Annotated in this window: 3 protein-coding genes and 1 pseudogene; all 4 read left to right on the plus strand. The window is 38.5% G+C overall.

Translation table 11 applies throughout. The features are described 5' to 3' along the window. Nucleotides 1-667 (plus strand): transposase (locus tag H6G26_RS40325; RefSeq protein WP_242054376.1); only part of this gene is annotated, 667 nt, incomplete at its 5' end. Between the two features lie 3 nt (nucleotides 668-670). Continuing rightward, nucleotides 671-1,705: an NB-ARC domain-containing protein gene (locus H6G26_RS40330; RefSeq protein WP_190737578.1), complete on the plus strand. Its 1,035-nt coding sequence runs from the start codon at nucleotides 671-673 to the stop codon at nucleotides 1,703-1,705. A gap of 11 nt (nucleotides 1,706-1,716) precedes the next feature. Beyond that, on the plus strand, nucleotides 1,717-2,028 hold the full coding sequence (locus H6G26_RS40335) for a fertility inhibition FinO-like protein (RefSeq protein WP_190737580.1): 312 nt from the start codon (nucleotides 1,717-1,719) through the stop codon (nucleotides 2,026-2,028). Between the two features lie 684 nt (nucleotides 2,029-2,712). Continuing rightward, nucleotides 2,713-3,086, plus strand: a pseudogene (locus H6G26_RS40340) (hypothetical protein); the annotation flags it as partial.

The following is a 3,086-nucleotide window of genomic DNA, read 5'->3' on the forward strand; positions in this document are numbered from 1 at the left end:
TTTATACATAAGTGCGATTGAACGTTATCAAAACGCAGAGCGTACAATATCAATTGATGAAATGACGGGTATTCAAGCGAAAGAGCGTCTAGAAAAAGATTTACCGATGCGACCTGGTAAAGTTGAAAGACGGGAGTTTGAGTACATTCGTCACGGTACACAGAGTTTAATTGCTAATTTTGATGTCGCTACTGGTAAGATTATCGAGCATACTTGTGGAGATTCTCGAACAGAAGTTGATTTTGTTTTCAATATTCGTCGAATCCTTGAAACTGACCCCAATGCCAAAAAATGGCATCTAATCATGGATTGTCTTAATACGCATCAGTCTGAATCGCTGGTTCGTTTGGTTGCAGAAAAAGAAGGTTTGAATATCGACTTGGGTATTAAAGGAAAAAGCGGAATACTCAAATCCATGAAATCCCGTGCTGCTTTTTTAAGTGACAAAACACATCGAATTGTTTTCCATTACACCCCTAAACACTCTTCTTGGCTCAATCAGATTGAAATTTGGTTCAGTATTTTGGTTCGTAAGTTACTAAGAAGAGCTAGCTTCAAAAGTCAGGATGACCTCAAAACCCGAATTCTTGAATTTATCGACTACTTTAATCAAACAATGGCTAAACCTTTTAAGTGGACATACAAGGGTAAAGTGTTGGCTATCTAATACTTGGCTTATTTACGCCGTGCTGTACTAGTAATCGAGCAGCGATGCGTATCACTCATAGGAGTACCGGGTATTGGTAAAAGTGCATTAGCTGCAAAACTATTAACAGAACTTAGTATAGAATCTCAACCTAAATTTGATTGCTTCATTTGGAAATCGGTGTCTTATGCACCGCTACTTCAGGACTTAATAGCCGATTTAATAGAGCTAACTCAACCTGTAGAACCTGAGCCAGGCTTACCTAAATATACTCAGGCAATGCTTACTGTGTTAATTAAGCAGTTGCAATCACAGCGCTACTTCATAGTATTGGATGAATGTGAAGCCTTATTTCAAACAAATAATTTAGAGGATAGGCTAGAGTACAAACTATTTTTTCGCCGCTTAGTAGAGGAGCAGCATAAAAGCTGCTTGTTTTTGACTAGTCGAGTTTGGCCTAATGAGTTCGATGTACTGATAGAAGCTGATCGACCTATTCAGTATCTCAAACTTGAAGGTTTAGATCCCGATGCAGCCATGCAGTTCTTATCTGCCTTGGGATTGTGCAACGAAGAAAAGCGCTGTAGTCAATTAATTCAAACTTATCGCGGTAATCCTTTAGAACTAAAAGCAGTTTCCAATCGGATTCACCACTTCTTTGCAAGTAGTACTGAAAAATTTTTTCAAGATCCAACTACACTCGTTAGTAGTCGTTTTCAAGAAATGCTCAATAAGGTTTTTGGTCAAGGATTGAGTAAAATTCAGAGACAAATAATGATTTATCTAGCAGATAAAATAGTTTTAAACTTTCAATATATTAGTTTCAATAAATTATTAATGGACTTAAATCAAACCCACAAAATATCTATTTCTACGTCAGAATTGATTACTGCATTAGAAGGACTTGAAAAAAATTCATTAATAGAAAGTAGCAAAGACCCAACTACAAAAGAAATCAGTTTCACTCTTCAACCAGTAATTAAAAAGTATATTACGACAGATCCTCTGGGGTTAGTACATACATCTGATGCTTCACCAACATTAGCAATCGCATCTTAAGAGAGGTACCTATGATTGCAAGCAAACTAGAAATCACAATTAAAATTAACGAACTGCCACAACCCAAAATTATAGAGAACGGTTGGCAGCAGCTTGATATAGACTGTGACGAACGCATCATAATAATCACAGTTCAACCTAAACCAAAGGTTTACAAAAAACTGACCGATGCCGCCAGTAATTATCTACAGTGGGTAGCGGCAATCATTGGTAAATTTGGTCAGCAAGCAGAAAACGGGTTCGTGCTGGAGGAACCCAGTATACAAGTTTTTGAGAGCAAACCCAAACCAGAAACGACCTCTGCGTTAGGTGCTGCTTTTTGAAAAAGTGATTACCCGATCAGGGTAAGCTGGAACAAACATTAGTAAATACGAAGGAGTGAACAGACAAAAAATCAGAATCTCGCTAGATACGAAAAGACCAAAAGTCATCTAAAATCAAGCTAATTGAAAGGAGGCATGAAGGTGAAAAGCTTACAACAATACCCACATTTAACGCAAAAAGCGCCACTAAGGAGTAGCGCTTCGTGCGTGGCTTAAATTTCATATAACCTCAGAGCGGGGTTGATCTCGAAGGAACAAAATAAGTGGTTGTTAAAGTTTGGTCGCTTGAATTACCGCTAACTTTGTCCGACTGAGTTAAATCCGCGCTGCTTTCCCTATTATACAGGGGTTGTCACCAGATCGTCGAATTTTTGGTGGCGGATTTTTGGCTATTGAAATTCCTCAAGTTAGTGAAATGTTAAATTTAGTTAAGAAAAGTCCTGAATTTCGTAGCAAAAAGCAGTAGCAGCGCGAATAACAGTTACCAGTTATCAGTTGGAATTTACAGTCCTTGATAACTGTTGACTGATAACTGATGCAACCCCCTCTGAACTTGTCAACCAAGTAATCAGGGGAAAATATCGTGAAAAATGACTTATGCCTAATACACCTTAGTGTCGGGGTTAAGGTGACATCAAAATTTTTTTCAAACGCCTCTCCTTGTGCTAATTACAGGAGAGAAATATGCTGACCCTAGATAGAGAAGAAACCAAATCAGCACATCATTACGATGATCTTAATAGCAGTATCAAAGACACCTTCGCTACCATAGACCAATTTGAGTTGCAAGCAGTAGAACAGATTCGCCTCATGCATGATGAGCGGATGTACAGAATCGCTGGGTACAAAAACTTTGAACAATATTGCCAAGGCGAATTGCATGTATATGGCGGCTATCGGCGTATAAATCAACTCTTAGGGGCATCAAAAGTTATTGTTGCAGCAGGGAAGTTGGGATCACAGATTAAAAATGAGCGCCAAGCCCGTCCTCTTTTGAGGTTAGCCAAAGAACCAGAAAAACTTATTGCTGCGATAAAACTGGCTTTATCATCAAACCC

Origin of the sequence: Nostoc sp. FACHB-888 (assembly GCF_014696655.1) — a bacterium.
Classification (GTDB): Bacteria; Cyanobacteriota; Cyanobacteriia; order Cyanobacteriales; family Nostocaceae; genus Nostoc.

Coding starts and splice junctions, on each gene's coding strand:
- H6G26_RS40335 (WP_190737580.1), top strand. CDS start 1,717: ATGATTGCAAGCAAACTAGAAATCACAATTAAAATTAACGAACTGCCA.